This is a genomic window from Bradyrhizobium sp. BR 10289, from assembly GCF_019455385.1.
Taxonomy (GTDB): Bacteria; Pseudomonadota; Alphaproteobacteria; order Rhizobiales; family Xanthobacteraceae; genus Bradyrhizobium.
The window spans coordinates 43,898-67,245 of the sequence record NZ_JACOFR010000035.1; the positions used below are offsets into that span (position 1 = coordinate 43,898).

The 23,348-nt window shown below is 65.6% G+C and carries 25 protein-coding genes, 1 tRNA gene and 1 riboswitch; of the genes, 8 read left to right on the forward strand and 18 right to left on the reverse strand.

What is annotated here, in order from left to right:
- The 7 genes from HYH08_RS34665 to HYH08_RS34695 form a co-directional block, all read right to left on the reverse strand.
- Positions 1-978 (reverse strand): aldo/keto reductase, encoded by a 978-nt coding sequence (locus HYH08_RS34665; protein ID WP_220014302.1) that lies wholly within the window; start codon positions 976-978, stop codon positions 1-3.
- A gap of 92 nt (positions 979-1,070) precedes the next feature.
- Complete coding sequence (locus HYH08_RS34670; protein ID WP_220014303.1) at positions 1,071-2,003, reverse strand: sugar-binding protein; 933 nt, start codon at positions 2,001-2,003, stop codon at positions 1,071-1,073.
- A 91-nt stretch (positions 2,004-2,094) separates the two neighbouring features.
- A complete protein-coding gene (locus HYH08_RS34675) occupies positions 2,095-3,165 on the reverse strand; it encodes an ABC transporter permease (RefSeq protein WP_220014304.1) in 1,071 nt (356 codons plus the stop codon).
- Positions 3,165-3,923, reverse strand: coding sequence for an ATP-binding cassette domain-containing protein (locus tag HYH08_RS34680; RefSeq protein WP_220014305.1), 759 nt, complete (start codon positions 3,921-3,923; stop codon positions 3,165-3,167). The genes HYH08_RS34675 and HYH08_RS34680 overlap by 1 nt, the downstream gene beginning before the upstream one ends.
- A gap of 12 nt (positions 3,924-3,935) precedes the next feature.
- Positions 3,936-5,258, reverse strand: a complete 1,323-nt coding sequence (xylA, locus tag HYH08_RS34685; RefSeq protein ID WP_220014306.1) for a xylose isomerase — start codon at positions 5,256-5,258, stop codon at positions 3,936-3,938.
- Positions 5,259-6,713 carry a xylulokinase gene (gene xylB, locus HYH08_RS34690; RefSeq protein WP_220014307.1) on the reverse strand — a complete coding sequence of 485 codons (1,455 nt, stop codon included), beginning with the start codon at positions 6,711-6,713 and terminating at the stop codon, positions 5,259-5,261.
- 80 nt (positions 6,714-6,793) lie between these two features.
- Complete coding sequence (locus tag HYH08_RS34695) at positions 6,794-7,849, reverse strand: LacI family DNA-binding transcriptional regulator (RefSeq protein ID WP_220014308.1); 1,056 nt, start codon at positions 7,847-7,849, stop codon at positions 6,794-6,796.
- Between the two features lie 112 nt (positions 7,850-7,961).
- Between HYH08_RS34695 and HYH08_RS34700 the strand changes: the two genes are divergently transcribed.
- Positions 7,962-8,489 (forward strand): DUF1003 domain-containing protein, encoded by a 528-nt coding sequence (locus tag HYH08_RS34700; RefSeq protein WP_220014309.1) that lies wholly within the window; start codon positions 7,962-7,964, stop codon positions 8,487-8,489.
- A 4-nt stretch (positions 8,490-8,493) separates the two neighbouring features.
- On the opposite strand, the gene HYH08_RS34705 is transcribed toward HYH08_RS34700, so the two are convergent.
- The 4 genes from HYH08_RS34705 to HYH08_RS34720 all read right to left on the reverse strand — a co-directional run bounded on the left by HYH08_RS34705 (position 8,494) and on the right by HYH08_RS34720 (position 10,309).
- A complete protein-coding gene (locus tag HYH08_RS34705) occupies positions 8,494-8,964 on the reverse strand; it encodes a GNAT family N-acetyltransferase (RefSeq protein ID WP_220014310.1) in 471 nt (156 codons plus the stop codon).
- 2 nt (positions 8,965-8,966) lie between these two features.
- Positions 8,967-9,479 carry a GNAT family N-acetyltransferase gene (locus tag HYH08_RS34710; RefSeq protein ID WP_220014311.1) on the reverse strand — a complete coding sequence of 171 codons (513 nt, stop codon included), beginning with the start codon at positions 9,477-9,479 and terminating at the stop codon, positions 8,967-8,969.
- The gene (locus tag HYH08_RS34715; protein ID WP_220014312.1) at positions 9,479-10,060 is read right to left on the reverse strand and encodes a helix-turn-helix domain-containing protein; all 582 of its coding nucleotides are present in this window, start codon (positions 10,058-10,060) and stop codon (positions 9,479-9,481) included. The genes HYH08_RS34710 and HYH08_RS34715 overlap by 1 nt, the downstream gene beginning before the upstream one ends.
- A gap of 175 nt (positions 10,061-10,235) precedes the next feature.
- Positions 10,236-10,309, reverse strand: a tRNA-Gly gene (locus HYH08_RS34720).
- Positions 10,310-10,481: 172 nt separating this feature from the next.
- On the opposite strand from HYH08_RS34720, the gene HYH08_RS34725 reads away from it, so the two are divergent.
- The 5 genes from HYH08_RS34725 to HYH08_RS34745 all read left to right on the forward strand — a co-directional run bounded on the left by HYH08_RS34725 (position 10,482) and on the right by HYH08_RS34745 (position 13,598).
- Positions 10,482-11,060: a methylated-DNA--[protein]-cysteine S-methyltransferase gene (locus tag HYH08_RS34725; protein WP_220014313.1), complete on the forward strand. Its 579-nt coding sequence runs from the start codon at positions 10,482-10,484 to the stop codon at positions 11,058-11,060.
- 9 nt (positions 11,061-11,069) lie between these two features.
- Complete coding sequence (locus HYH08_RS34730; RefSeq protein WP_220014314.1) at positions 11,070-11,909, forward strand: helix-turn-helix transcriptional regulator; 840 nt, start codon at positions 11,070-11,072, stop codon at positions 11,907-11,909.
- A 56-nt stretch (positions 11,910-11,965) separates the two neighbouring features.
- Positions 11,966-12,325, forward strand: coding sequence for a VOC family protein (locus HYH08_RS34735; protein ID WP_220014315.1), 360 nt, complete (start codon positions 11,966-11,968; stop codon positions 12,323-12,325).
- 181 nt (positions 12,326-12,506) lie between these two features.
- Positions 12,507-12,896, forward strand: coding sequence for an SRPBCC family protein (locus tag HYH08_RS34740; RefSeq protein ID WP_220014316.1), 390 nt, complete (start codon positions 12,507-12,509; stop codon positions 12,894-12,896).
- Between the two features lie 171 nt (positions 12,897-13,067).
- Positions 13,068-13,598 (forward strand): hypothetical protein, encoded by a 531-nt coding sequence (locus HYH08_RS34745; RefSeq protein WP_220014317.1) that lies wholly within the window; start codon positions 13,068-13,070, stop codon positions 13,596-13,598.
- On the opposite strand, the gene HYH08_RS34750 is transcribed toward HYH08_RS34745, so the two are convergent.
- The 4 genes from HYH08_RS34750 to HYH08_RS34765 all read right to left on the reverse strand — a co-directional run bounded on the left by HYH08_RS34750 (position 13,595) and on the right by HYH08_RS34765 (position 18,080).
- A complete protein-coding gene (locus HYH08_RS34750) occupies positions 13,595-15,037 on the reverse strand; it encodes an MATE family efflux transporter (protein WP_220014318.1) in 1,443 nt (480 codons plus the stop codon). The genes HYH08_RS34745 and HYH08_RS34750 overlap by 4 nt on opposite strands.
- Before the next feature lie 166 nt (positions 15,038-15,203).
- Positions 15,204-16,256, reverse strand: a complete 1,053-nt coding sequence (locus HYH08_RS34755) for a hypothetical protein (RefSeq protein ID WP_220014319.1) — start codon at positions 16,254-16,256, stop codon at positions 15,204-15,206.
- 105 nt (positions 16,257-16,361) lie between these two features.
- Positions 16,362-16,949 carry a class I SAM-dependent methyltransferase gene (locus tag HYH08_RS34760; protein WP_220014320.1) on the reverse strand — a complete coding sequence of 196 codons (588 nt, stop codon included), beginning with the start codon at positions 16,947-16,949 and terminating at the stop codon, positions 16,362-16,364.
- A 24-nt stretch (positions 16,950-16,973) separates the two neighbouring features.
- Positions 16,974-18,080, reverse strand: coding sequence for a 2'-deoxycytidine 5'-triphosphate deaminase (locus tag HYH08_RS34765; protein ID WP_220014321.1), 1,107 nt, complete (start codon positions 18,078-18,080; stop codon positions 16,974-16,976).
- A gap of 110 nt (positions 18,081-18,190) precedes the next feature.
- A riboswitch (SAM riboswitch) is annotated at positions 18,191-18,270 on the forward strand.
- A gap of 74 nt (positions 18,271-18,344) precedes the next feature.
- Between HYH08_RS34765 and HYH08_RS34770 the strand changes: the two genes are divergently transcribed.
- Entirely contained in the window at positions 18,345-19,532 is a 1,188-nt protein-coding gene (locus HYH08_RS34770; protein WP_220014328.1) for an O-succinylhomoserine sulfhydrylase, read from the forward strand.
- Between the two features lie 71 nt (positions 19,533-19,603).
- Here HYH08_RS34770 and HYH08_RS34775 read toward each other — a convergent pair whose 3' ends face one another.
- Genes HYH08_RS34775 through HYH08_RS34785 form a run of 3 tightly spaced genes read right to left on the reverse strand, consistent with a single transcriptional unit; the run spans position 19,604 to position 22,635 of the window.
- Positions 19,604-20,587 carry an SGNH/GDSL hydrolase family protein gene (locus tag HYH08_RS34775; RefSeq protein ID WP_220014322.1) on the reverse strand — a complete coding sequence of 328 codons (984 nt, stop codon included), beginning with the start codon at positions 20,585-20,587 and terminating at the stop codon, positions 19,604-19,606.
- A gap of 12 nt (positions 20,588-20,599) precedes the next feature.
- Positions 20,600-21,379 (reverse strand): SGNH/GDSL hydrolase family protein, encoded by a 780-nt coding sequence (locus tag HYH08_RS34780; protein ID WP_220014323.1) that lies wholly within the window; start codon positions 21,377-21,379, stop codon positions 20,600-20,602.
- Positions 21,379-22,635 (reverse strand): OpgC domain-containing protein, encoded by a 1,257-nt coding sequence (locus HYH08_RS34785; protein WP_220014324.1) that lies wholly within the window; start codon positions 22,633-22,635, stop codon positions 21,379-21,381. The genes HYH08_RS34780 and HYH08_RS34785 overlap by 1 nt, the downstream gene beginning before the upstream one ends.
- 196 nt (positions 22,636-22,831) lie before the next feature.
- On the opposite strand from HYH08_RS34785, the gene apaG reads away from it, so the two are divergent.
- Positions 22,832-23,224, forward strand: coding sequence for a Co2+/Mg2+ efflux facilitator ApaG/CorD (gene apaG / locus HYH08_RS34790; protein WP_220014329.1), 393 nt, complete (start codon positions 22,832-22,834; stop codon positions 23,222-23,224).
- Positions 23,225-23,348: the final 124 nt, after the last annotated feature.

The following is a 23,348-nucleotide window of genomic DNA, read 5'->3' on the forward strand; positions in this document are numbered from 1 at the left end:
CTACACTCCGCCCGGCAGCGGCGCCCGCTCATCCACGAGCTTCTTCGCACGCAGCTCCTGCCAGAACGCCGGCGGCACGGCTCTCTCCGACATCGCGATGTTGTCGGCGACTTCGCCGGCGTTGCGCGCGCCCAGCACGGCGACCGTGACCGCCGGATGCGCCATGCAGAACTGGAGCGCGGCCGCCTTCAGCTCGGTGCCGTGCTTGCGGCAGAGCTGATCCAGCTCGAGCGCCCGCGCGATCAATGCCGCATCGGCATCCTCATAATTGAACTTCGCGCCTGCAGCCGGATTGGCGAGGATTCCGCTATTGTAGATGCCGCCGAGCAGGATGCCGATGTTCTTCGCCGCGCAGATCGGGAACAGCGCATCCAGCGCGCCCTGGTCGAGCAGCGTGTAGCGCCCGGCGAGCAGGAAGCAGTCGACGGGAACGGCTTCGGCAAAGCGAACCAGCATTTCCGACTGGTTCATGCCGGCACCGATCGCCTTGACGGTGCCGTCGCTACGCAGGCGCTGGAGCGCGCGAAAGGCCCCCGTGATGGCCTCGTGGTAGTGATCGTCGGGATCATGCACCAGCAGGACGTCGACGCGGTCGAGCCCGAGACGGCCGAGGCTCTCCTCGACCGACCGCATCACGCCGTCATAGGAGAAGTCGAACACCGGCCGCTCGCGCGATGTACCCTTGTAGTGCTCATCTTCTGTAGCGGCACCATCTGGCGCACGCAGCAGGCGGCCGACCTTTGTGGAGATGGCGTAGGAGTCGCGCTTCTGTTGCCGCAGGAATGCGCCCAGCCGCCGCTCGGCGAGGCCAAAACCGTAGAGCGGCGCGGTGTCGTAGAAGCGGATGCCGGCCGACCAGGCGCGCGCGAGCGTGGCTTCCGCATCGGCATCGCTGACGGGAGCGAACAATCCGCCGAGCGGGGCGGAACCGAGCCCGATTGAGGTGACGTCGAGGGAGCCGAGCCGCGATCGCTTCATTCCAAATCCTTCCAGCAGCCCAAATCATCTCTCCCGCTTGCGGAAACCGCAAGCGGGAGAGGCACGCAGGAGCCGGGGGGCTGGCGAGGCTCCTACTTCAACATCTGCGCGACGTTGTCCTTGGTGACGAGATCGAGGCCGGTATAGACGATCTCAGGCACTTTCTCGCCCTTCTTGATGGCGAGCAGCGTGTCCATCGCCTTCTCGCCCATCTCGAATGGACGCTGGCCGACCAGCGCATTGGCATAGCCGTCGCGCAGCAACTCGAGCTGCATCTTCAGCGTATCGGCGACGACCAGCGTGAACTTGCCGGAATCGAGGTCCTTCTTGGACCTCGAGGCGAACGCCTTGAAGCCTTCAGGCGCGAACATCGGCCAGCCGCCGATCGGAACGATCGCGGCAAGGTCGGGCGTCGAGGTGCGCATGTCGGTCATCTGCTGAACCGCGAGCGCGGGATCGTCGTTGCAGAACGTCGGAGAGCCCGCGACCTCGGTCCATTTCGAGCCCTTCAGCGCCTCGCGGACGCCGTCGACGCGCTCGGCGAGGTTCTTCGCGCCGGGACCACCCGAAACCACGGCGTACTTGCCGCCATCCGGCCGCATCTTCAGCAGCTGCTTGCCTAGCGCGAGGCCGAATTCCTTGTTGTTGGTGCCGATATAGGCGATGCGCTTGGAGCCGGGCGCATCGGCGTCAAACGTGATGACGGGGATGCCGGCCGCGGTCGCCGCCTCGATCGACTTGGTCATGGCCGCGACGTCGGCGACCGAGATGGCGAGGCCATCGACCTTCTGGGTGATGAAGTCCTGGATGATCTGCGCCTGCGTCGCCGGCTCGTGCTCGACCGGCCCCTTGTAGATACATTCGATATTGCCGAGCTCCTTGGCGCGCTTCTGGCAACCGTCGCGCGCGAAGTCGAAGAACGGGTTGTTCATCGCCTTGGGCACGATCACGAAGCGGTAGTTCGCGGCAAGCGCCGGCGTCGCCATCAGCGCGACGGCAATGCCGGCAAGAAGAAGTTTCCTCATCGTCTCCTCCACCCTTGTTTAGCGCCTATCCTTTTCAACGCGTCCGGGAAGCGGACAGGCATTTTCATTGCCTTCCCGAAGCGACGTCACGTCAGGTCATCCGCGAGCGGATACGATCGACCAGCACGGCCAGGATGATGATCACGCCCACCAGCGTCTGCTGCCAGTAGGAGGAAACCTGCGCCAGCACGAGACCGTTGCGGATCACCTCGAGCAGCACGCAGCCGACGATGGCCCCGAGCGGACCGCCGATGCCGCCGGCGAGGTTGGCGCCGCCGATCACGGCAGCCGCGATCACGTTGAGCTCATAGGACGTCGCCATGTTGGCCGGCGCAGAGCCGAGCCAGCCGGAGATGATGATGCCCTGGAGGCCGGCCGCGAGCGCGCAGATCACGTAGACCTCGATCTTCACCCGCACCACCGGAATGCCGGTGAGCTCGGCCGCCTTCTCGTTGCCGCCGAGCGCGAAGACGTGGCGGCCGAACGCGGTGTGGTGCAGCACCACGGCCATCGCCAGCGCCAGGATCACCAGATAAATGAAAGGCACGGGCACGCCGAGCACGTCGCCCGAGGTGAGCGCGTAGAAATAATCGGCATCCGGGCCGCCGGGGAAACTGCCGCGGCCATTGGACACGACATAGCCGAGCCCGCGCACGATCGAGAGCATGCCGAGCGTGGTGACGAAAGGCGACAGGCCGAGCACGGCAATGCAGAAGCCGTTGACGAGGCCCACGACCAGCGCAACCCCGAGTCCGGCGAGAATGGACATCAGCAGGATCAGGCCGGGCACGTTGGCAAGCACGGTCTTGCCGTCGGCCGCCATGTGCACCAGCGGCGAGCCGGGCGCCGACAGCTCGGTCATCACCATCGAGGCGATCATGGCCGAGAAGCACATCATCGAGCCGACCGAGAGGTCGATGCCGCCGGTGATGATGACGAAGGTGACGCCGAGGGTGGCGATCGCGATGAACGAAAAGTTCTTCGCCACGTTCTGCATGTTGCCTTCGGTGAAGAAATAAGGGCTGGCGAAATGCATGATCACCAGCAGCACGGCCAGCGCCAGCAGCACGTAGCCGGTCTGCGAGGCGAAGATGCCGCGCTGCCACCATCTGATCCTGCCGACATTGCTGAAGGTGATTGGGGATTCCAGGGGCATGGCCATCACGCCGCCTCCTTCGCGCCGGTGATGAGGGCGGTGACTTCCTCCGGCGAGGTCTCGTGGATCGGCTTGTCGGCGCGCTTCTCGCCGCGGCGCATGACGATGACGCGGTCGCACACCGCGAACACGTCGGGCATGCGGTGCGAGATCAGCATCACGGCGACGCCCTGCTCCTTGAGCCGGTGGATCAGGCCGAGCACCTGTTCGACCTGGCGCACCGAGATCGCGGCGGTCGGCTCGTCCATCATCACCAGGCGCGCGTTGGAAAGCCGCGTCCGCGCGATCGCGACGGCCTGGCGCTGACCACCCGACATCTGCCTGACGAGATCGTCGGGCCGCGTCTCCGAGCGCAGCTCGCCGAACAGCTCCAGCGCGCGCGCCGCCATGGCCTTGTGGTCGAGCAAGGCAAGCGGCCCGAATCTGCGCTTCAGCTCACGGCCGAGGAAGACGTTGGCCGCGGCCGTCAGATTGTCGGCGAGCGCGAGATCCTGGTAGACCACCTCGATGCCAACCGCGCGGGCATCGACGGGCCGGTTGAAATGCACCGCATCGCCGGCAAAGCGGATTTCGCCGTGCGTCGGGCGGAAATTGCCGGCGATGATCTTCACCAGCGTCGACTTGCCGGCGCCGTTGTCGCCCATCAGGCCGATCACTTCTCCGGGCAACACATGCATGTCGACGTCATGCAGCGCGCGAATCGCGCCGAACTCCTTGCCGACGCCGGAAAGCTCCAGGACGGGTCTTGCTTCGACATTTGTCATCAGCGGCCTCGCTCAGACATAGCGGTTGACCAGGGATTCCAGATATTCCTGCCGGCCCGAGCGCGGCTGCGGGTCGAAGCCGGGACTCATGGCACGGTCGGCGAGATCGGCGAGCGAGCGCTGGCCGCCGAGGATGGCGCGGCCTTCAGGTCCGGCCCATCCCTCGTAACGCGAGGCGACCGGCGCGGTGAGGGCGCCCGCGTCGAGCATGTCGGCGGCGGCGAGGAAGGCGCGCGCGCAGGCATCCATCGAGCCGACATGGGCGTGGATCAGATCGTCGGGATCGATCGACTGGCGGCGGATTTTTGCGTCGAAATTGAGCCCGCCCGAGGTGAAGCCGCCGCGGTTCAGGATTTCGTGGAACACCAGCGCCAGCTCGGGAACGTTCATCGCGAACTGGTCGGTATCCCAGCCGAGCAGGTCGTCGCCGCGATTGATGTCGAGCGAGCCGAACACGCCGAGCGCCTCGGCGAGCGCGACCTCGTGATGGAAGGAATGGCCGGCGAGGATGGCGTGGTTCTGCTCGATGTTGAGCTTGACGTCCTTGAGCAGGTCGTAGCGTTCGAGGAAGCCGTAGCAGGTGGCGACGTCGAAATCATATTGATGCTTGGTCGGCTCTTTCGGTTTGGGCTCGATCAGGATCGGGCCCTTGAAGCCTATTCTGTGCTTGTGCTCGACCACGAGCGAGACGAAGCGGCCGAGCTGGTCGAGCTCGCGCTTGAGGTCGGTGTTGAGCAGCGTTTCATAACCCTCGCGGCCGCCCCACAGCACGTAGTTCTGGCCGCCGAGCCGGTGCGTCACCTCCAGCGCGGCGCGCACCTGGCCGGCCGCATAGGTGAAGATGTCGGGGTCGGGATTGGTCGCCGCGCCCGCCATATAGCGGCGGTGCGTGAACAAATTGGCGGTGCCCCAGAGCAGGCGCACCTTGCTTGATGCCATCTTCTCTTCGAACAGATCGGCGATCGCATTGAGATTGGCGACGGACTCGCCGAGCGAAGCGCCTTCCGGCGCCGCATCGACATCGTGGAACGTGAAGAAGGGCACGTCGAGCAGGCGGAACAGCTCGAAGGCGATATCGGCCTTGGCGCGCGCCATCGCCATCGCGTCGGTGCCGTGGTGCCAGGGCCGCAGAAAAGTCTCGCCGCCGAAGGGATCGCCGCCGGGCCAGCAGAACGAGTGCCAGTAGCAGACCGCAAAGCGCAAATGATCCTCGAGCCTGCGGCCATGCACGACGCGGTCCTTGTCGTACCAGCGGAAGGCCGGCGCATGTCCCGCATCCTTGCCGGCAAAGGCAATTGGCGCGCTGGCATCGAAGAATTTTGCGGATGCGTTCACTTATGGAGACTCCTTCAACGCGGGATAAAGTTCGCGCCAGCGGCGATAGGCCTCGTCGTAGGCGGATGCGACGGATGCGCGGGGCACGAAGCTCGCGAGCCGGCGCGGCCGGGTGCAGACGTCAGCGGGATCTTCGCCGGTGACAGCGAGGCGGGCGAGCCGCGCGGCGCCGAGCGCGGCGCCCACCTCGCCCTCCTCGACCCGGTGCACGGGAATCCCGAGCACGTCGGCGCAGATCTGCGCCCAGAGCGGCGAGCGTGAGCCGCCGCCCACAAGGTCGAGTTCGACGATCGGCCCGCTCGCCGTGCTCAGCACCGCCAGATTGTCGCGTGCGGCGAAGGCAACACCCTCGAGCACGGCCTGCACCATCTGGCCGCGCCCGGTCGCAGCCCGCAGGCCGACGAAGGCCCCGCTGGCGGTAGCATCATTGTGCGGGGTGCGCTCGCCATCGAGATAGGGCAGGAATTTGACGGGGCTCGGCCCCTCGACGCGCTCGCCGAGCGGCGCCAGCAGCGCTGCGGTCGGCGTCTCCATCACGCCGGCGAGCCAGGCCAGCGAAGCCGCCGCCGACAGCATCACGCCCATCTGGTGCCAGAGGCCGGGCAGTGCGTGGCAGAACGCGTGCACAGCCGAGACAGGTGCTGGCGCAAAACGGTCGGTGACGCGGAAGACGACTCCCGATGTGCCGAGCGACAGGAAGGCGTCGCCGGGGGCGATCGCGCCGAGCCCGATCGCGCTCGCGGCATTGTCGCCGGCGCCGCCTGCGACCACGACGTCTTTCGCCATCCCCCAGCGTTGTGCGAGATCAGACGCAAGCACCGCACTCACCGCGCTGCCTTCGACGAGGTCCGGCATGTGATGCAGGTCGAGCCCGGTCGCCTTCAGCAGTTCCAAAGACCAGCTGCGCCGGCCGACGTCGAGCCACAGCGTGCCGGCGGCATCCGACATGTCCTCGACCATCGCCCCGGTGAGGCGATAGCGGACATAGGCCTTCGGCAGCAGCACCTTGGCGACGCGCCAGAATATCTCCGGCTCATGCCGCGCCACCCACAACAGCTTTGGCGCGGTGAAGCCGGGCATCGCCAGATTGCCCGCAATGGCGTGCAGCGACGGACAGCGCCGCTCCAACTCACCGCATTCGGCCTGCGAGCGGCCGTCGTTCCACAGGATCGCGGGCCGCAGCGGCCGGCCGTTCTCGTCCAGCAGCGCCGCACCATGCATCTGGCCGGACAACCCGATGCCGCGGACCCGCGCGACCTCGCGCGGATGATGGCGTGCGAGATCGTCGACTGCACCGGTGGCCGCCTCGGCCCAGGCATCGGGGTCCTGCTCGGACCACAGCGGCGCCGGGTGCGACAGCGAGAGCTCGCGCGCCGCCGTCGCGACGACCGCGCCGGCTTCGTTCACAAGCACCGCCTTCACACCTGACGTGCCGACGTCCAGTCCGAGATACACGCCGTCCTCCCTTTCGTCCGATGCGCTGTGCGAACTTGAAGTCGCATTCCCCGCAACGGGCCTTCCCGAAATTCCTGCCGCTAGGGCAGATTGTCCCGCATCACGATGTCGATCCTGATCTTCTCCTGCTCGCGCAGGATCGGCTCGCCGCGGGCGAGCGCGAGCAGCACGCGCACGGCGGCGCGCGCCTCGTGTCCCGGATTCTGCGAGATCGCGGCATCCATCACGCCCTGGAGCAGCAGCCGGCGCGTCAGCGCAGTGACGTCGTGCCCGACGAACACCACCGTCTCGCGGGCGGCCTTGCTCAACGCGTTCGCAACGCCCTGTGTGCCGGCGCCGACGTTATAAAGGCCGACAATGTCAGCATGCCTGCCGAACAGCCGCGCCAGCAATTGCTCGGACCGCTCGTCCTCGTCGCGCCCTTCCAGCACCGGCAGCACGCTGAGATCGGGAAATTCCGACGCCATCACTTGGTTGAAGCCGAAAATGCGCTCGGCATGGTCGCGCAGGCCCTGCGATCCCGCGACGATCGCGACCTTGCCGGCCCGCCCGCCAACCAGCCGCCCGACCAGCGCGCCGGCGGTCCGGCCGGCCGCGATGTTGTCGATGCCGACATAGTGGTGGCGGCGCGAGGACGGCACGTCCGAGACCAGGGTCACCACCTTGGTGCCGGCATCGACGAGATCGTTGATCGCCGCACGAACGCCGGGATGATCCAGCGCCACCACGGCGACGCCGTCATAATCGCCGGACAGCGCCTCCAGCGAGGCCGCGAGCACCGAGGGATCGAACACGTCGGTCGCGATCATCTCGACGTTCAGACGGCGCGCCGCAAGCCAGGCCGACATCTCGCCGAGATAGGCCTGGATCTGCTGCATGAACGGGTTCGGCCCCGACGGCATCACGAAGGCGAAGCGGCGGGCGCGGCCGCGGGCAAGCTCGGCGGCCGCCACATGCGGCTGGAACGAATTGCGCTCGATCGCCTCCCTGACGCGCCGCACCGTATCCGGCCGCACACCCGGCCGGTTGTGCAGGACACGGTCCACCGTGGCCAGACTGACGCCCGCCTGACGGGCGATGTCCTTCAGCGTCAGCGCCGCCGCGGTCAGGGTGTCGGAATGGGTCTCCTGGGCCATATCTGAAGGCTACCAGAGGTGTTTTGAGGTACGCAACTCATTTTGAGGAGCGCCAGCGATTTTTGCCGGGCCACTGGCAGGAACAGCCGTTCAAGTCGGCCGTTGCCGTCGCGTGCGCAACGACATCACCCATGACCCCAGCGAAGGACTGAGCCCGACGCTGGAGCGCAACATCCAGGCGCTGGTGGAGCGCCGCCGCCGCGAGCAACAAGCAGCAAGGGGCCAGGACAAGGTTGCCGACGCCGTCACGGCCTTCACCGGCAGCATGACGTTCGTCTACCTCCACCTTGCCGCGTTCGGTTTCTGGATCATCGCCAACCTGCATTGGCTGCCGGGAATCCCAGCCTGGGATGAGAGCTTCGTGGTGCTGGCGATGATCGCTTCGGTCGAGGCGATCTTCCTCTCCACCTTCGTCCTGATCTCGCAGAACCGCATGACCGCGGCAGCCGACAAGCGCGCCGATCTCGATCTCCAGATCAGCCTGCTCGCGGAACACGAGCTGACCAAGGTTGCCCGCCTGCTCACCCAAATCGCCGAACGGCTCGACGTCGAGCCGGACGCAAAGCGCGATCTGGACGAAGCGGCCCGGGACATCGCGCCGGAGCGCGTGCTCGACAAGATCGAGGAGACGCGCCCCTGAACCGTCAGCCTGACGGTGCTGAAAGCTCCAGCGTCAGGAACAGGCTGTTGGGATCTTCGACATAACCCTCGAACGGGCCGCAGGGCACGAAGCCATGCGCCTGGTAGAGCGCATGCGCCGGCTTGAAATAGTCCCACGAGCCGGTCTCGAGGCTCAGCCGCCTCAAGCCGCGCGCGCGGGCCTCGGCGATGATGTGACGGAGCATCTGGCCGCCAAACCCGCGCCGCCGCGTGGTCTGTAGCGTATGCATCGACTTGACCTCGCCGTGATCGGCGGAAAGCGTCTTCAGCGCGCCGGTGGCGACCAGGGTCTCACCGTCCCAGCCGGTCCAGAACGCGACATCGCTGGCGCGCAGACCCGCAAGGTCGAGCGCATGGGCGCTGCCGGGCGCAGTCTGGGCCCGCGCGGTCGTGACGTGATGGTCGAGCAGCGCGACGACGCGCGGATCGAAGGTGTCGCCGGTCCGGATCTGCATGGTCAGGGCCGCACCCCGCTTGCAAGGTGCTTCTGCATCAGGACCATATCAAGCCAGCGGCCGAACTTGCAGCCGACCTCAGGCATACGGCCGACCTCGGCAAAACCGAACGATGTGTGCAAAGCGATCGAGGCGGAATTCGAGGCCTCGATCGCGGCGACCATCGTGTGCTTGCTCAGCGCGGTGGCGCGCTCGATCAGCGCGACCATCAGGCCGCGACCGATGCCCGCGCGATGATGCCGCTCGTCGACATAGATGGAATTCTCGACCGTGTGCCGATAGCCGGGCCAGGGACGGAAATCACCGAACGATGCGAAGCCGACCACATCCCTGCCCTTCATGGCGACTAGAACCGGATAGCCAGCTTCCCGTCGCGCGCGGATCCACGCGCGCCGCGAATCGAGATCGACCGGGCCATCGGTCCACACCGCCGTGGTGTTGACCGCGGCGTAATTGTAGATGGCGAGGATATCCGCGGCATCTTCCAGCGTTGCGTCCCGCACGATCAGCGGCATCACATTTTTCCGTACGATGCGCCGCGCCGCGTGATGATCACGTAGCGCGCATCCTGCTTGGTTTCGTTCTCGAAGGTCACCGCGCGCATGACGTCGAAATCGAGACAGTCGCCGTCGCGCAGGCGCACCGTCTTGGCGTCGATATGGACACAGACCGCCCCCTCCAGCATCAGGAGTTGCTGGGTGAAGGCATTGCGGCCCCAGGGGCTGTAGGACACGCGCGCGCCGGCCGGCAGATCCACGACGATGATCTCGATGCCGCTTGCCGCATCCGGCGGCGAGGCATGGCGCCGCCGGTAGCCGCTGTCGGGATCGCGCCAGTGCGGCTGGTCGGCGAGCCGCACCAAGCGCTCCGGCGGCTTCTCCGTGAGCGCGACGACGTCGCTGAGCGTGACATCGAGCGCCGCGCAGAGCTTGTTGAGCAGCGCCGCCGTGGCGCTGCTCTGCGCCCGCTCCACCCGCCCGATCATGGCCCGGCTGACGCCGGAGCGGCCTGCGAGTTCGTTCAACGTCATGCCCGCCTGCGTCCTCAACGTCTTCAAGCGACGACCGATCGCACGGTCGAGTTTCTGCTGGTCCATGGTTGTCATCCGAACATTCCCGACACGAGGACCGCACCCATGGGGGCACGAAGAGCTTAGGGCGGGCGGGGCGCGCGTGCCGGGAGCAAGGGGCTAATATATTAGAATCTTCGGACTGCATGCGAAGCGCGTCATGAGCGCCGGCGGATCAGATGGTGATGCTGTCGGGAAGACTTGGAGCGGGCGAAGGGAATCGAACCCTCGTATGCAGCTTGGGAAGCTGCCGTTCTACCATTGAACTACGCCCGCGGAGCGCTGTTGCGCCCGCTCTGATTAGCCGAGACGGCGCCGCCCGCCAAGCGCTTTGGCGCACCCGGCCGGACGGTTCTTAAGGTTTCAGCAAGATTCCAGGTGCGCCGGATTGTGGCGGTGTTATGATTAGCCCGTCGGGGGAGTTGCGTGCACTGAGTGGGGCGTGTGCATGGTGGGGCGCGGCTATACGATATTCGACACGGCGATAGGGCGCTGCGGCATCATCTGGAGCAGCACCGGCGTCGTGGCCGTGCAATTGCCGGAGGCGCGGGAGATCGACACCCGCCGCCGGATCTTCCAGGTCCACCCTGAAGCCCGTGAGCAGCGGCCTCCGCTCAACGCCGAGCTTGCGATCGAGGGCATCGTCGGCCTGCTGCAGGGCCACGATCCCGATTTTTCCGACGTCAGCCTCGATGCCGGCGGCGTGCCGGCCTTCAGCCGGCGGGTCTACGAATACACCTGCACGATCCCGCGCGGGGAGACGCGCACCTATCACGAGATCGCCAAGGCGCTGGGCGCCTCCGGCGCGGCGCATTCGGTGGCGCAGGCGATCGCGAAAAATCCCTACATGCTGATCGTGCCCTGTCACAGGGTGCTGGAGGCCGGCAACTACACCGGCCGGCTGTCGCCTTATGGCGGGGTGATCTCCAAGCGACGGTTGCTGTCGCTGGAGGGCGCCCATCCGGTCGCCAGCAAGACGCTGTTCGAGGTGCTGCTGCCCGTTGCTCCGCCGCGAGCGCCCACCTAGATAGGTGGCATGGATGCGACCACGCTGCTGACGACACGCGCGATGACGGTCTCGGAGTTTCGCTGCGACGCGGGACCGGGAGACAAGCCGTTTGCGGAGTGCCGCAGCGGTCATTCCATCGCCTATGTCCGCTCCGGCAGTTTTGGTTGCCATTGCCGCGCCGGTTTCTTCGAACTGGTGGCAGGCGCGATGCTGGTCGGCGCGCCCGGCGAGGAATACACCTGCACGCATGAGCATGTCTCGGGCGATGTCTGCCTGGGCTTCTTCTTCAGCGAGGATCTGGTCGATGCCCTCGGGGGACGACGCGAGATCTGGCAGGTTGGCGCGACGCCGCCGCTGCCCGAGCTGATGGTGCTGGGCGAGCTCGCCCAGACGGCGGCAGATGGCAACAGCGATCTCGGCCTCGACGAGGCCGGGCAGATTCTTGCCGGCCGCTTTGTCGAAATCGTCTCCGGCAAGGCGCGCAAGCCGGCAACGCCAAATGCACGCGACCGCCGCCGCGCGGTGGAGGCCGCATTGTGGATCGACGACAATTCGCATGCCGAGGTCGATCTCGAACAGGCTGCAAAGCAGGCGGGCCTCAGCCCGTTCCATTTCCTGCGGCTGTTCGCCAGCGTGCTCGGCGTCACCCCGCACCAATATCTGGTGCGCTCCCGGCTGCGCCACGCCGCGCGCCTGCTCACCGAGGACGACATCGCGGTCACCGACATCGCCTATGACGTCGGTTTCGGCGATCTCTCCAATTTCGTCCGCACCTTTCACCGCGCGGCCGGCGTATCGCCGACGAAGTTCCGGCAGGCCTCGCGCGGGGAGCGCAAGATTCTCCAAGAGCGGCTTGCCCTCAACTGACTAGATTCGTCTCCGGCGCGCGCCAGTTTCGGCGCGCTTTGCGAATGGAGACGATCATGTACGACCACATCGGACTGCGCGTTGCCGACCTCGACGCCGCCACGCGCTTCTACACGGCGGTGCTGGCGCCGCTCGGTTATGTCCTGTGCTCCAGCGGCGACGGCTATGCCGGCTTCGGGCCGAAGGGCGAGCCGGCGCTGTGGCTGCATCTGAGCAAGGGACGCAAGGCCGACGGCGCGCATATCGCGTTTCGCGCCGGAGATCATGACGCGGTCAAGGCGTTTCACAGCGAGGGCCTGAAGAGCGGCGGCCGCGACAATGGCGGCGCCGGCCCGCGCAAGGATTACAGTCCGACCTATTACGCGGCGTTTTTGATCGACCCTGACGGCAACAATGTCGAGGCGGTTTGCGTGTAGAGGCGCGGTGGCGGTCACCAGACGCGCCGTCATACCCCGGCTTGACCGGGGCATCCAGTACGCCGCGGCTTCTCGATTCCATCCCGATGGTCTCTGGAATACTGGATCGCCCGGTCAAGCCGGGCGATGACACCTGAGATGAAGGCCCAGCGCTCGCATCTCCATATTATAGGAAACACCCATGGCCTCCATCCACAACGACGTCTCCCTTCCCGTTCCCGCGCGCGACGTCTGGGACGCGGTGCGCGATTTCGGCGCGCTGCCGCAACGGCTGGTGCCGGGATTCGTCACGGCCTGCACGCGCGACGGCGATGCACGCATCGTCACGTTCGCCAATGGCTCGGTCGCGCGCGAAACACTGGTCGATTGCGACGATGCGCGGCAGCGGCTCGTCTATGCCATCAACAGCGAGCGGCTGAAGCATTACAGCGCCTCGGTGCAGGTGATCGCCGAGGGCGAGACGCGCTGCCGGCTGGTCTGGATCATCGACATGCTGCCGAACGAGCTTGCCGCCTACGTCCAGGAGCAGACGAAGGAGGCCGTGGCGGCCATGCACAGGGCGTTTCCGTAGCTCTTTCTTCACGTATGATTTCGCCGGAAAACCGCGGCACACTTTTCCGGATCATGCTCATGGCTGCGTGATCTTTCTCACAGAGCCACCTCCTCTTCGGCCGTAACCATGCCCGCGTGCGTCCGGCCGGCTGCGCTGTCCCGGCGGAGCCACGCACGCGAGGAGCATGCCATGAGAGGTGCGGACAAGGTGATCTGCCAGGCAGCCGCCGTGCTGCTGCTGTTTTCAATCGCGAGCACGCCGGCAAAGGCGCAATTTCTCGGCGGCGGTGGTGGTGCCGGCGGCGAGGACATGATGACCCAGATGGCGCCGATGCTGGAGATGATGAAGGCGAAGATGGGCAAGCGCCGCTTTGCCATGCTGATGCAGTCCATGGGCCCGATGATGAGCCGCATGATGGAGAATGGCGGTGGCGGCCTTGGTGGCATGATGGGCGGCGGCGGCCTCGGTGGCATGATGGGCGGCGGAGGCTTAGGCGGCCTCGGCGGCGGCAATATTGGCGGCGGTTACGGTGCGCCGAACTACGGCGGCTACATGCCGACGGGCGGCGGCATGCCGGGCGGTTTCGGCGGCATGGGCGGCGGCGACATCATGGGCATGCTCGGCGGCGTCGGCGGCGGCGACATGATGGCGATGATCCCGCAATTGATGCGGCTCGCCAATGTCGGCGGCGGCGGCCATCGCCGTCACAGGCATCGCTAGTCGGCAACTGAAAGAGCAGGCCTGATCGCAGGTTTCGTCTCGCGCGGCCCCCAGCGCGTCAACACCACGCTGGAGCAGGAGAGCAGGCCGAGCACGACCATGGAGCTTGCGGCCAGCCAGAAGAAGCTTTGCGCGGTCGCCTCATGCGTCGACAGCCACCAGCCGACGCCTGCGATGTAGATCAGCCGCGCCGTTTGCGCCAGCACCGGGCCGATCACCTTGGCCGCCCCCTGCGATGAAAAATACATCGTGGAGGCAAGGCCGATGAACGCGTAGAACGGCGCCACCGTGGACAAATATTGGTGGCTGGCGGCGCGCACGGTCGCGCTGTCCGTAAAGATGTTGACCCAGAGGTCGGGGAAGATCGCAACCAGAAACGCCGGCGCGCCGACGGCGACAAAGGCGCTCGCGCCGGCGATCCAGGTGATGCGCCGGGCGCGCACGATGCGGCCGGCGCCGATCGCCATGCCGACCATCGGCACTGAGGCGATACCGAACGAGAAGGCGATCGAGGTCAGCAAGAATTCCAGCCGCGCACCGATGCCGTAACCGGCGAGGATCGCGGTGCCGAACTTTGCGAGCATGTGGGTGAGGATCGAGATCGTCAGCACCGATTGCAGCGGCGAGAAGCAGGCGATGGCGCCCACTTTCAGGATGTCGAAGAACATCGCCCACTGGATGCGCAATCCGCGCAGTTTTGGCACGACACGCGCACGGCCGGAGAACAGATACCATCCCATGATGCAGATGTTCATGGCATAGGCGGTCAGCGCGCCGGCCGCGACGCCGCGCATGCCGAGCTGCGGCACGGGGCCAAGCCCGAGGCCGAGCGTGCCGCCGAGCACGATCTGCCAGACCGCGGAGTTGAGAATCAGCAGCGACGGCAGCTTCATGTTGCCGGTGCCGCGCAGCACGCCCGCCATGGTGTTGAGCGTCCAGGGCAGCACGGCGCCGCCGAAAAACACCTGCGTGTAGGCAATCGCATGCGTCAGCACGGCGCCGCGGCCACCGAGCATTTCGAGCACTTTCGGTCCGAAGATCAGCATGCCCAGCATGAAGACGAGGCCGAAGGTGATGCCGATCAGCAGCGCGTGCATGGCAAGCGTGCCGGCGCGCTCGCGGTCGCCGGCGCCGAGCGCGCGTGCGATGGCGGAGGCCACTGCCCCGCCCATCGCGCCGCCCGACATCGTCATGGTCAGGATCACCGTCGGAAACACCAGCGCCATCGCGGCCAGCGCCTCGACGCCGAGCCGGCCGATATAGGAAGTCTCCGCGATGACCACGCAGGTGCCGGCCGAGAGCGCGATCACATTCGGCCAAGCCAGGGAGAGCAACGTGCGCAGGATCGGGCCGTCCGTCAGCGCGCTCTTCACGGGACGCGGGGGCGGCGGCAGCGGGCGCTCCTGTTCATCGACCGGGATCTCGGCGATGTCGGACATGTCCTCTCCCGGGCGAAAGCGCCGTTTGCGGCGCAGCAATCACTTGGTGTGCCAATCAATTCGTTCGCGCCAAAGGTGCAGTAGGAGCTTGTTAGCATGGCGCGATGCGATTCCTCCTGCGCCTCATGCAGGCGTGCCCTGCGGCAGTGCATTTCAATAGACGGAATTACCCGATGCTCCACACCAGCGGCGGACGGCCGCCAGCCATCGGGCGCAGGTGCACTGCGATATGCCGCCCGCATCCCGCAGCCAGCCCCTCGAACAATCCCTCCAGCACCTTTGCACACGCGGGGTGATCATCGGTGACATCGTCCATCAGCTTCCAGCTCTGCTGGCGGATTTCGAAGCTGCCTTCGGACTGTGTGGTGTCTGCCGTGTCATCCTGCGCGGCGAACAGCGCGCCGAGGAACGATGCGAACTCACGCGCCCCGCCGCGGCGCATCGCGAGTGGCGCGGCGATCTCGTCGAACAATTGCATGCCGATCAACTTGCCGGTGATGTGCAGGAGGTAGCCGGCATCCTCCGGTCCGAACAGTTGCACCATCACCGGCGCGGCGGTGCGCACATATTCCATCGCGTAGTTGCGGTAGGCTCTTTCGAGGCGCGGCCTCGGCCAGCTTGCAACGGGCAGCGCCGGCGCGGCCTCCGCATCGAACAGCGGCGCCTCCAGATGCCGCGCGTAGACGAGGCGTTGATCCAGTTCGAGCGGATGCTCGTATTGATGGTAGTAGCCTTCGAGTCCGTCCTGGCCATCGACGCTCTGCTTGGTACAGACGAACCCCAACCTGAGATCACCGAGCGCGACGCCGTTGTTGGCGTGCCAGCCGCGCAGCATCGCGCGGCTCACCTCGCCCGGCACGCCGCAGATCGCCGGCCCTTTCCAGATCCATCGCGGCGGCGGATAGCGGATCCAGGCCTTGGTGTCGCTCTCATACATGTATTCGACGTGCACGCCGCCGATCCAGTTGGAGAGGTAGTGATATTGCGCGGCTGCGACGGCCGGCGGCAGATGATCGATCCCGAGCTTCTTCAGTCCCGGCAGGAAGCGCTCCTGCTGCTGGCGGCGGAACACGCGGAAGACGAATTCGGCGGCTTCCGCGGTGCCGCGTCGCGTGACCACGGTGAGGATGAGGCCGGTGAAGTAAGCGTGATAGAGGTCGGCGACCGCGCGCCAGCGTTTCCATTGGGCTTCCTGTGCGGAGTCAGCGGCGGCGGCCATGTTCGCTCCCGATCTTGCTTTTGACCGAGTGTGTCATCGCACTCGATGGCAAGCAAGAAGGCGCGCGGCATGGCCCCATTCCGGGCGACAAGCGCGTACCTCCCGCTAGATCTTCGGCCGGGCCTTGTTGCAGAGCTCAACCACGTCCATCCGCATGGCCTCGGGAACGCAAATGATGGAATCTTCGAGCACCACGCAATAATAGGGGAAGCGGCTGCAGGCGGTGTTGAGCACGTCGCGCAGCGTCGGCCACGCCTCGAACTTGAACGGCGGAGGTGGCGGCGCGAGGAAGGCGCGGGCGTCGTCGATCATGATCACATGGGGATGCGGCGAGGCTGCGATGGCCGCAAGCTCGGCGAGCAGCGGACAATTGTCCTCATCGGCGAAGAAGCCGGCGCCGGCATGTCCATCCAGCCAGAACAACGCGGTGCCATTCAGACCAGCGACGACATCGGGGAGCAGGGTTGCCGAATCCCCTAGCAGAAACTCGATGTTGAGCCCTTGCGATGCTGCGATCGCCTTCTCCTGAAATTCACGCTTGATCTCGATCGTCACCACGCGCGGAAAAATCTCGGCGGCGAACCGGGCGCTCTGACCGAGATAAGTCCCGGTCTCGACGAAGCAATCGATGCCGTAGGTTTGCGCTAGCTTTCTAACCAGCGACACCAGTGGTTCGGCTGCAATCGATCCCATGCTTGCTGCTCGCCGGTTGGGGGCTCACACGCGGAAATGCTTGCTCAGCTTCAGGCCCTGCGCCTGGTAGTTCGAGCCGATGCGCTGGCCGTACATCGCATCGGGACGGGCCAGCATCTTCTCGTAGACGAGACGGCCGACGATCTGGCCGTGCTCGAGGATGAACGGCACTTCGCGCGAGCGCACTTCGAGCACGGCGCGCGCGCCTTTCCCGCCCGCACCGGCGTAGCCGAAGCCGGGATCGAAAAATCCGGCATAGTGCACGCGGAATTCGCCGACCAGCGGATCGAACGGCACCATCTCCGCGGCATAATCAGGCGGGACCTGCACGGCTTCCTTGGAAGCGAGGATATAGAACTCGCCGGGATCGAGGATCAGGCTGCCATCGGGACGCGCCGAGATCGGCTCCCAGAAGTCCTCGACGGCATAGCCGGAGCGGCGATCGACGTCGACGACGCCGGTGTGGCGCTTGGCGCGGTAGCCGACGAAGCCGTTGGCCTTCTCGCCGGAGAGATCAACGGAGACGGCGACGCCACCGGAGAGATCAGCATCGTCGATGTCGACGAGACGCTCGGTCGCATGAAGCGCATCGAGCTCGTCGGCATTGAGGATGGCGTCGCCGGTGCGGAAGCGCACCTGCGACAGGCGCGAGCCTTCGCGCACCAGCACCGGAAACGTCTTCGGGCTGATCTCGGCATAGAGCGGGCCGTGATAGCCGGCGCCGATCATGTCGAAGCGGCGGGTGCCGTCGGCGATCACGCGGGTGAAGACGTCGAGCCGGCCGGTCGAGCTTTTCGGGTTGGCGGCCGCGACGATCTCCGGCGGCAGCGCGAGGCTCTCCAGCAGCGGCACGATGTAGACGCAGTTGGTCTCCAGCACCGCGCCGTCGGCGAGGCTGAACTCGTGCAGCTTCAATTCGTCGATGCGCTCGGCCACGGTGGCGCCGGGCCCCGGCAGGAAGCTGGCGCGGACCCGATAGGCGATATCACCGAGACGCAGATCGAGGCTGGCCGGCTGGATCTGGCTTTCGACGAAATCGTATGCGGGCAGGATCAGGCCCGCCTCCGCCATCGCCGCGATCATGCGGTCGGGCAGGATACCATTGTCGTCGGCGGCAAGCGTGAAACTCAACCGGGGGTCCTCGTCAGGGGTCAATCGCATCCGGACATGCGGGAAATACCAGCCTTTTACGGCTATCCGATGGACGCCTTGACGGAAAGGCCATTGCGGAATATGAGCATCACTTATCCCGTGGTGATTTGAGCCGGCCGGCTTGCAGCCACGTTAAATAAGTCGCTAAACAGGCCGGGGACCTCTGTGATCCCGGCCCGTGGTTTTATCCAGGCCGGTTTTTTTGTGACCGTTTCCGACGAGACGGTCATGTCGGAGGGTCCTATGTCGAAGTCGCCTGCTACTTACCGTCCCGAAACCCGCCTGGTCCATTCCGGCACCCTGCGCTCGCAATATGGCGAGACGTCGGAGGCGCTGTTTTTGACGCAAGGCTACGTCTACAACAGCGCCGAGGAGTGCGAGGCGCGGTTCAAAGGCGAGGACCCCGGCTTCATCTATTCGCGCTATTCCAACCCGACCATCGCGATGTTCGAGCGCCGCATGATCGAGCTCGAAGGCGCCGAGGCGGCGCGCTCGGCGGCAACAGGCATGGCCGCGGTGACCACCGCGATCCTGGCGCCGCTCAAGGCAGGCGACCATGTCGTCGCCTCCCGCGCGCTGTTCGGCTCGTGCCTCTATGTCATCCAGGACCTCTTGCCCCGCTATGGCATCGAGACCACGCTGGTCGACGGCGCCAAGCTCGATGAGTGGCAGCGTGCGCTGAGGCCCAACACCAAGACGTTCTTCCTGGAGAGCCCGACCAATCCGACGCTCGACGTGCTCGACATTCCCTCAATTGCCGAGATCGCGCATAGCGGCGGCGCGCGGCTCGTGGTCGACAACGTGTTCGCGACGCCGATCTGGCAGAGCCCGCTCGCGCTGGGCGCCGACGTCGTGGTCTATTCCGCGACCAAGCACATCGACGGCCAGGGCCGCTGTCTTGGCGGCATCATCCTGTCGTCGGAAGCGTTCATCGCCGAGCATTTGCATAATTTCATGCGCCAGACCGGCCCCTCGATCTCACCGTTCAACGCCTGGGTCTTGCTCAAGGGCCTGGAGACGCTGGGCGTGCGCGTGCGCGCGCAGACCGACACCGCTGCGCGCGTTGCCGACGTGCTGGCGAGCCATCCGAAGATTTCGCGGCTGGTCTATCCCGGCCGCGAGGACCATCCGCAGGCGGCGCTGGTGAAGAAGCAGATGCGTGGCGGCTCGACGCTGGTCGGCTTCGAGGTGAAGGGCGGCAAGGCGGCGGCGTTCCGCGTGCTCAACGAGCTGAAGCTTGCAAAAATCTCGAACAATCTCGGCGATGCCAAGTCTCTCGTCACGCATCCGGCGACGACGACGCATCAGCGTCTGAAGCCGGAGGATCGCGCGGCGCTCGGCATCAGCGAGGGATTCATTCGCTTCTCGGCCGGGCTCGAGCATGCGGATGATCTGATCGAGGATCTCACCGCGGCGCTGGAGAAGGCGTAGCAGGCGAATGGCGAATAGTGATTGGCGAATGGATCAATCCCTGTTCGCTACTCGCCATTCCCTATTCGCCTCTACATCGGCCGATACGCCCGCACGTCGGCGGGCACGTTCACCCCGAGCTTGATCTGCCCGACCGAGCGGATGATGTCGTCGCCGAGCAACTGGGCGAAGCAGGCGTAGCCCCAGTCGTTCATGTGCAGGCCGTCGGCGATGACGAAGCTTTCGACCGGGATCGACTGGTTCTCGTGCCAGTCGCGCATCACCTCGAAACGCGGGAAGATGCCGACGTGACGGAGCTCGGCGACCTTGCCGAGCAGTTTTATCATCTTGCCGGCGCTCTCCTTGCGCTGGTTGACGGCCGGCGAATATTGCGGATCGATCAGCACGATGTCGGCGCCGCCGGCGGCCTGGATGCGCGAGATGCCGTCCTCGACGAGCTTGGCGGTGTCGTCGGGATCGAGATTGCGCAGCACGGCGTTGGTGCCGACCTGCCAGATCACCATGTCCGGATGCACGTCGATCACCTGCGTCTGCAGGCGCTTCATCATCTCGGGCGCGTCCTCGCCGCCGACGCCGGCATTGACGACGGTGATGTCGGCGCCCGGATATTTCCGGTGCAGCTGCGCGGCGAGACGGTTCGGATAGTTGAATTCCGGCGAGCTGGCGCCATAGCCCGCAGTCGAGGACGAGCCGAACGCGACGATCACGACGGGCTTGCCGGCGACGAGCTTGGCCGCGACATGCGGCAGCGAGCCCATCGGCTTGGAGCCTCCCTTCGGCGGCAGGCACGGCACGCGGCTGAAAATGTCGCCGGCGGATTTGGCGACTTCCTTCACCTTGTCGATCGCGCGCGCGGTGATGCCGCGCTGCTGGGCAGCCGGCTGGGTCGCGGCGACCGTGGTCTGGGACGAGGAGGAATTAGCCGACGGTGCGGGCGTTGCCTGCGCGGTCTGTGCCTGCGCGCGCGACTGCGATACCGGCGTCAGCAACAGCAGCGCGGCCGCCGCGGGCGCAGCCAGCCATGCCGTCAGGCAAAAAGGGCGGAGAGAACTCATTAACGCTAGACCTCAATTTTGCTGCTGGGCCGGTCCCACATGGGCGGCATCAATCACGAACTGTGCCAGTGCCCGGCCAAGGCAATCATGGACCTGTTTCGCCAGCTCGGGCCCGCGGGACGGGCTGAACAGGTCGAACTGCCCCTGATCGTTCCACTGCCGCATGATCGCGAAACGGTCGAACAGCGGGATGTCATGTTCCTGCGCAACCACCTTCATATTGTCGAGAAAAGGCTGCGCCGAGATCATGGTTTCGGTACGCGGGCTGTATTGCAAGTTCATCAACACGACGTCAGCCCCTGCATTTTGCAGCGCGGCAACCCCTTCGGTCACAGCACCGCGAAAATCATCGGGATCGATGGCTCGGATAGCATCCACGGTCCCGGTCTGCCAGATGACCAAAGTAGGCCTTTTTGCTTCCATCAGCTTAACGAAGGTGGCGGCGGTCTCCTCTGCCGATTTCTTGCTCTGTAGTTCTACGGAGACATGCACCGCCTCGGCCGGGGGAAGCTTCTCCTTGAGGATCGCCTCCATCCGCGCCGGATATGAGCTGCCCTCGGAGGACGGAATCGTGGTCGAGCGGCTGCCGATGACGAGGATTTCGAGCGGTTTGCCCGATTTGACGGCTTCGGCGACCTTGGGGAGCTGGCTTTCGCTGCTCAGCAAATAAGACGGCAATTCGCAGGCTGGAGGCACGGCGGCAGCAGCAGGCGCAGCATCGTCCGCGCGCGCCTGGGGCGCGGCGAGGACACCGCATAGCAGGATCAGGCTCAGGAGAACCTTCGCCTTCATCAGCCCCCTCCCGCCAGATCGGCGTTGCCGACGGCGTTTTTGGTTTTCGCACCGCTCTTGTCAGCCACGCGCTTGTACCACGAAATCACCCACGCAACGCCCCACATGATCAGGATTCCGGAGAGACTAATCAGCGCATGCATGGCGGCGCCGCCGGAGACTTCGGCCAGGATGAAGTGGCCGGCGAAGGCGAGGAAGACGCCGAGGCAGAAGATCTCGAGGGAATGCGAGCCGCACAGGATCAACGGCCGCAGCCAGGGCGATTTCAGGCCCGGCCAGTCGCGCGGCAGGAAGCGCACGGTGAGCGCAGCGAGCGCCAGGAAATGCGTGAAACGCAGCACGTCGAGGTCGGTCTTGTCGATCGGATACATCCACTGCTCGAGCCGCTTCGGCATCAGGTGCGACAGCTGCGGCACATACCAGGTCAGCGTCACGTAGAACGCCGCCACGATATAGGCGATCGCAATCCACATCGTCACCGGCGAGGCCAGAATACGAGACATGCGCCGCGCACCTCCGAGCGCGCACCAGGCCCCGAAAACGAAAAGCAATTGCCAGGCCAGCGGATTGAACGCCCAGAAGCCGTTCGGATAGGCGGAGAAATAGAGGTCGTATTCCCAGGTCACCGCGTAGAGCACGACGGACAGCGCGAGCGTGACGTCCGGTTTCCACTTCATCGACCACAGGATCAATGGCAGCGCCAGCATCAGCACGATGTACAGCGGCAGCACGTCCATATTGACCGGACGGAAGCGCAGCAGCAGCGCCTGGACGATGGTGACGTCGGGTTGCTTGAGGAAATCCATGATGCCCATCTCTTCGGTGTAGAGCGGGTTCTCGAAGCTGGTCGCGACGTAGGAGATCTCGGCGAGGAAGATCGTGAACAGGAAGACGTGGGCGACGTAGATCTGCCAGACCCGCCGCAGGATGCGCGCGGTGGCGATGACGACGCCGCTCTCCAGCATGGCGCGGCCGTAGACGAAGGCGGCGGTGTAGCCGGAGATGAAGATGAAGATTTCGGTGGCGTCGCTGAAGCCGTAATTGCGGATCGTGAACCAGGTGAGCAGGCTCGGCGGCAGATGGTCGATGAAGATCAGCCACAGCGCCAGCCCCCGGAACAGGTCGAGCCGGAGCTCGCGCTCGCCGATCGCGGGCAGCGAGATCGCCGGCGCGGCGGCGCGCGGTTTGGCCTCCGCGGGTTTGGCACCCGCAGTTCCCGCGATTGGCGTTCCCGTCACTTGGTCGGCAATGGTCATCGGGGCCCAAAAACCCTTCCGCAAATCGCGCCGTTGGTATGGAGTGTACCGGTCCCGCCCTCGTCTCGCAAAGCGGCCGGATCACATAAGGGTGTGCCCCTCCCGGGTGTACTTCCGCGCGAATTCTGGCGGGACGATGTCGCCAAAACCGCCTCCGGCGTTTGGTTCCGACCGGGATTTCGGTATGATGGAGCCCATGTACCGCGCCGTGACCCGCCAGATCGAAGTGACCGTCGAGCCGAACTTTGTTCCGGAGCAGTCGTCGGCCGACCGCTCCCGTTATTTCTGGTCCTACACCATCGTCATCACCAATTCGGGCGAGGAGACCGTGCAGCTGAAGACGCGGCACTGGATCATCACCGACGCCACCGGCCGCCAGCAGGAGGTCAAGGGAGAGGGCGTGGTCGGCGAGCAGCCGACCCTCGCTCCCGGCGAGCGCTTCGAATATACCTCCGGCGTGCCGCTCTCGACGGCCTCCGGCTTCATGACCGGCCGCTATCAGATGGTCAGCGAAACCGGCGAGCGCTTCGAGATCGATGTGCCGACGTTCTCGCTGGACAGCCCGGACAACAAGCGGGTGTTGAATTAGCCTCGCTGTCATTCCCCGCGAAGGCGGGGAATCCAGTACGCCGCAGCCTATCGATTCAATCACTACAGCCTCGGCGTACTGGATCGCCCGGTCAAGCCGGGCGATGACAGTGAGTGTGTGGTTG

What these genes read in the sequence shown, in the direction of transcription:
- HYH08_RS34665 (WP_220014302.1), bottom strand. Translation starts at nt 978, where the DNA reads ATGAAGCGATCGCGGCTCGGCTCCCTCGACGTCACCTCAATCGGGCTC.
- HYH08_RS34670 (WP_220014303.1), bottom strand. Translation starts at nt 2,003, where the DNA reads ATGAGGAAACTTCTTCTTGCCGGCATTGCCGTCGCGCTGATGGCGACG.
- HYH08_RS34675 (WP_220014304.1), bottom strand. Translation starts at nt 3,165, where the DNA reads ATGGCCATGCCCCTGGAATCCCCAATCACCTTCAGCAATGTCGGCAGG.
- HYH08_RS34680 (WP_220014305.1), bottom strand. Translation starts at nt 3,923, where the DNA reads ATGACAAATGTCGAAGCAAGACCCGTCCTGGAGCTTTCCGGCGTCGGC.
- HYH08_RS34695 (WP_220014308.1), bottom strand. Translation starts at nt 7,849, where the DNA reads ATGGCCCAGGAGACCCATTCCGACACCCTGACCGCGGCGGCGCTGACG.
- HYH08_RS34705 (WP_220014310.1), bottom strand. Translation starts at nt 8,964, where the DNA reads ATGCAGATCCGGACCGGCGACACCTTCGATCCGCGCGTCGTCGCGCTG.
- HYH08_RS34710 (WP_220014311.1), bottom strand. Translation starts at nt 9,479, where the DNA reads ATGCCGCTGATCGTGCGGGACGCAACGCTGGAAGATGCCGCGGATATC.
- HYH08_RS34715 (WP_220014312.1), bottom strand. Translation starts at nt 10,060, where the DNA reads ATGGACCAGCAGAAACTCGACCGTGCGATCGGTCGTCGCTTGAAGACG.
- HYH08_RS34725 (WP_220014313.1), top strand. Translation starts at nt 10,482, where the DNA reads ATGGTGGGGCGCGGCTATACGATATTCGACACGGCGATAGGGCGCTGC.
- HYH08_RS34730 (WP_220014314.1), top strand. Translation starts at nt 11,070, where the DNA reads ATGGATGCGACCACGCTGCTGACGACACGCGCGATGACGGTCTCGGAG.
- HYH08_RS34735 (WP_220014315.1), top strand. Translation starts at nt 11,966, where the DNA reads ATGTACGACCACATCGGACTGCGCGTTGCCGACCTCGACGCCGCCACG.
- HYH08_RS34740 (WP_220014316.1), top strand. Translation starts at nt 12,507, where the DNA reads ATGGCCTCCATCCACAACGACGTCTCCCTTCCCGTTCCCGCGCGCGAC.
- HYH08_RS34745 (WP_220014317.1), top strand. Translation starts at nt 13,068, where the DNA reads ATGAGAGGTGCGGACAAGGTGATCTGCCAGGCAGCCGCCGTGCTGCTG.
- HYH08_RS34750 (WP_220014318.1), bottom strand. Translation starts at nt 15,037, where the DNA reads ATGTCCGACATCGCCGAGATCCCGGTCGATGAACAGGAGCGCCCGCTG.
- HYH08_RS34755 (WP_220014319.1), bottom strand. Translation starts at nt 16,256, where the DNA reads ATGGCCGCCGCCGCTGACTCCGCACAGGAAGCCCAATGGAAACGCTGG.
- HYH08_RS34760 (WP_220014320.1), bottom strand. Translation starts at nt 16,949, where the DNA reads ATGGGATCGATTGCAGCCGAACCACTGGTGTCGCTGGTTAGAAAGCTA.
- HYH08_RS34770 (WP_220014328.1), top strand. Translation starts at nt 18,345, where the DNA reads ATGTCGAAGTCGCCTGCTACTTACCGTCCCGAAACCCGCCTGGTCCAT.
- HYH08_RS34775 (WP_220014322.1), bottom strand. Translation starts at nt 20,587, where the DNA reads ATGAGTTCTCTCCGCCCTTTTTGCCTGACGGCATGGCTGGCTGCGCCC.
- HYH08_RS34780 (WP_220014323.1), bottom strand. Translation starts at nt 21,379, where the DNA reads ATGAAGGCGAAGGTTCTCCTGAGCCTGATCCTGCTATGCGGTGTCCTC.
- HYH08_RS34785 (WP_220014324.1), bottom strand. Translation starts at nt 22,635, where the DNA reads ATGACCATTGCCGACCAAGTGACGGGAACGCCAATCGCGGGAACTGCG.
- apaG (WP_220014329.1), top strand. Translation starts at nt 22,832, where the DNA reads ATGTACCGCGCCGTGACCCGCCAGATCGAAGTGACCGTCGAGCCGAAC.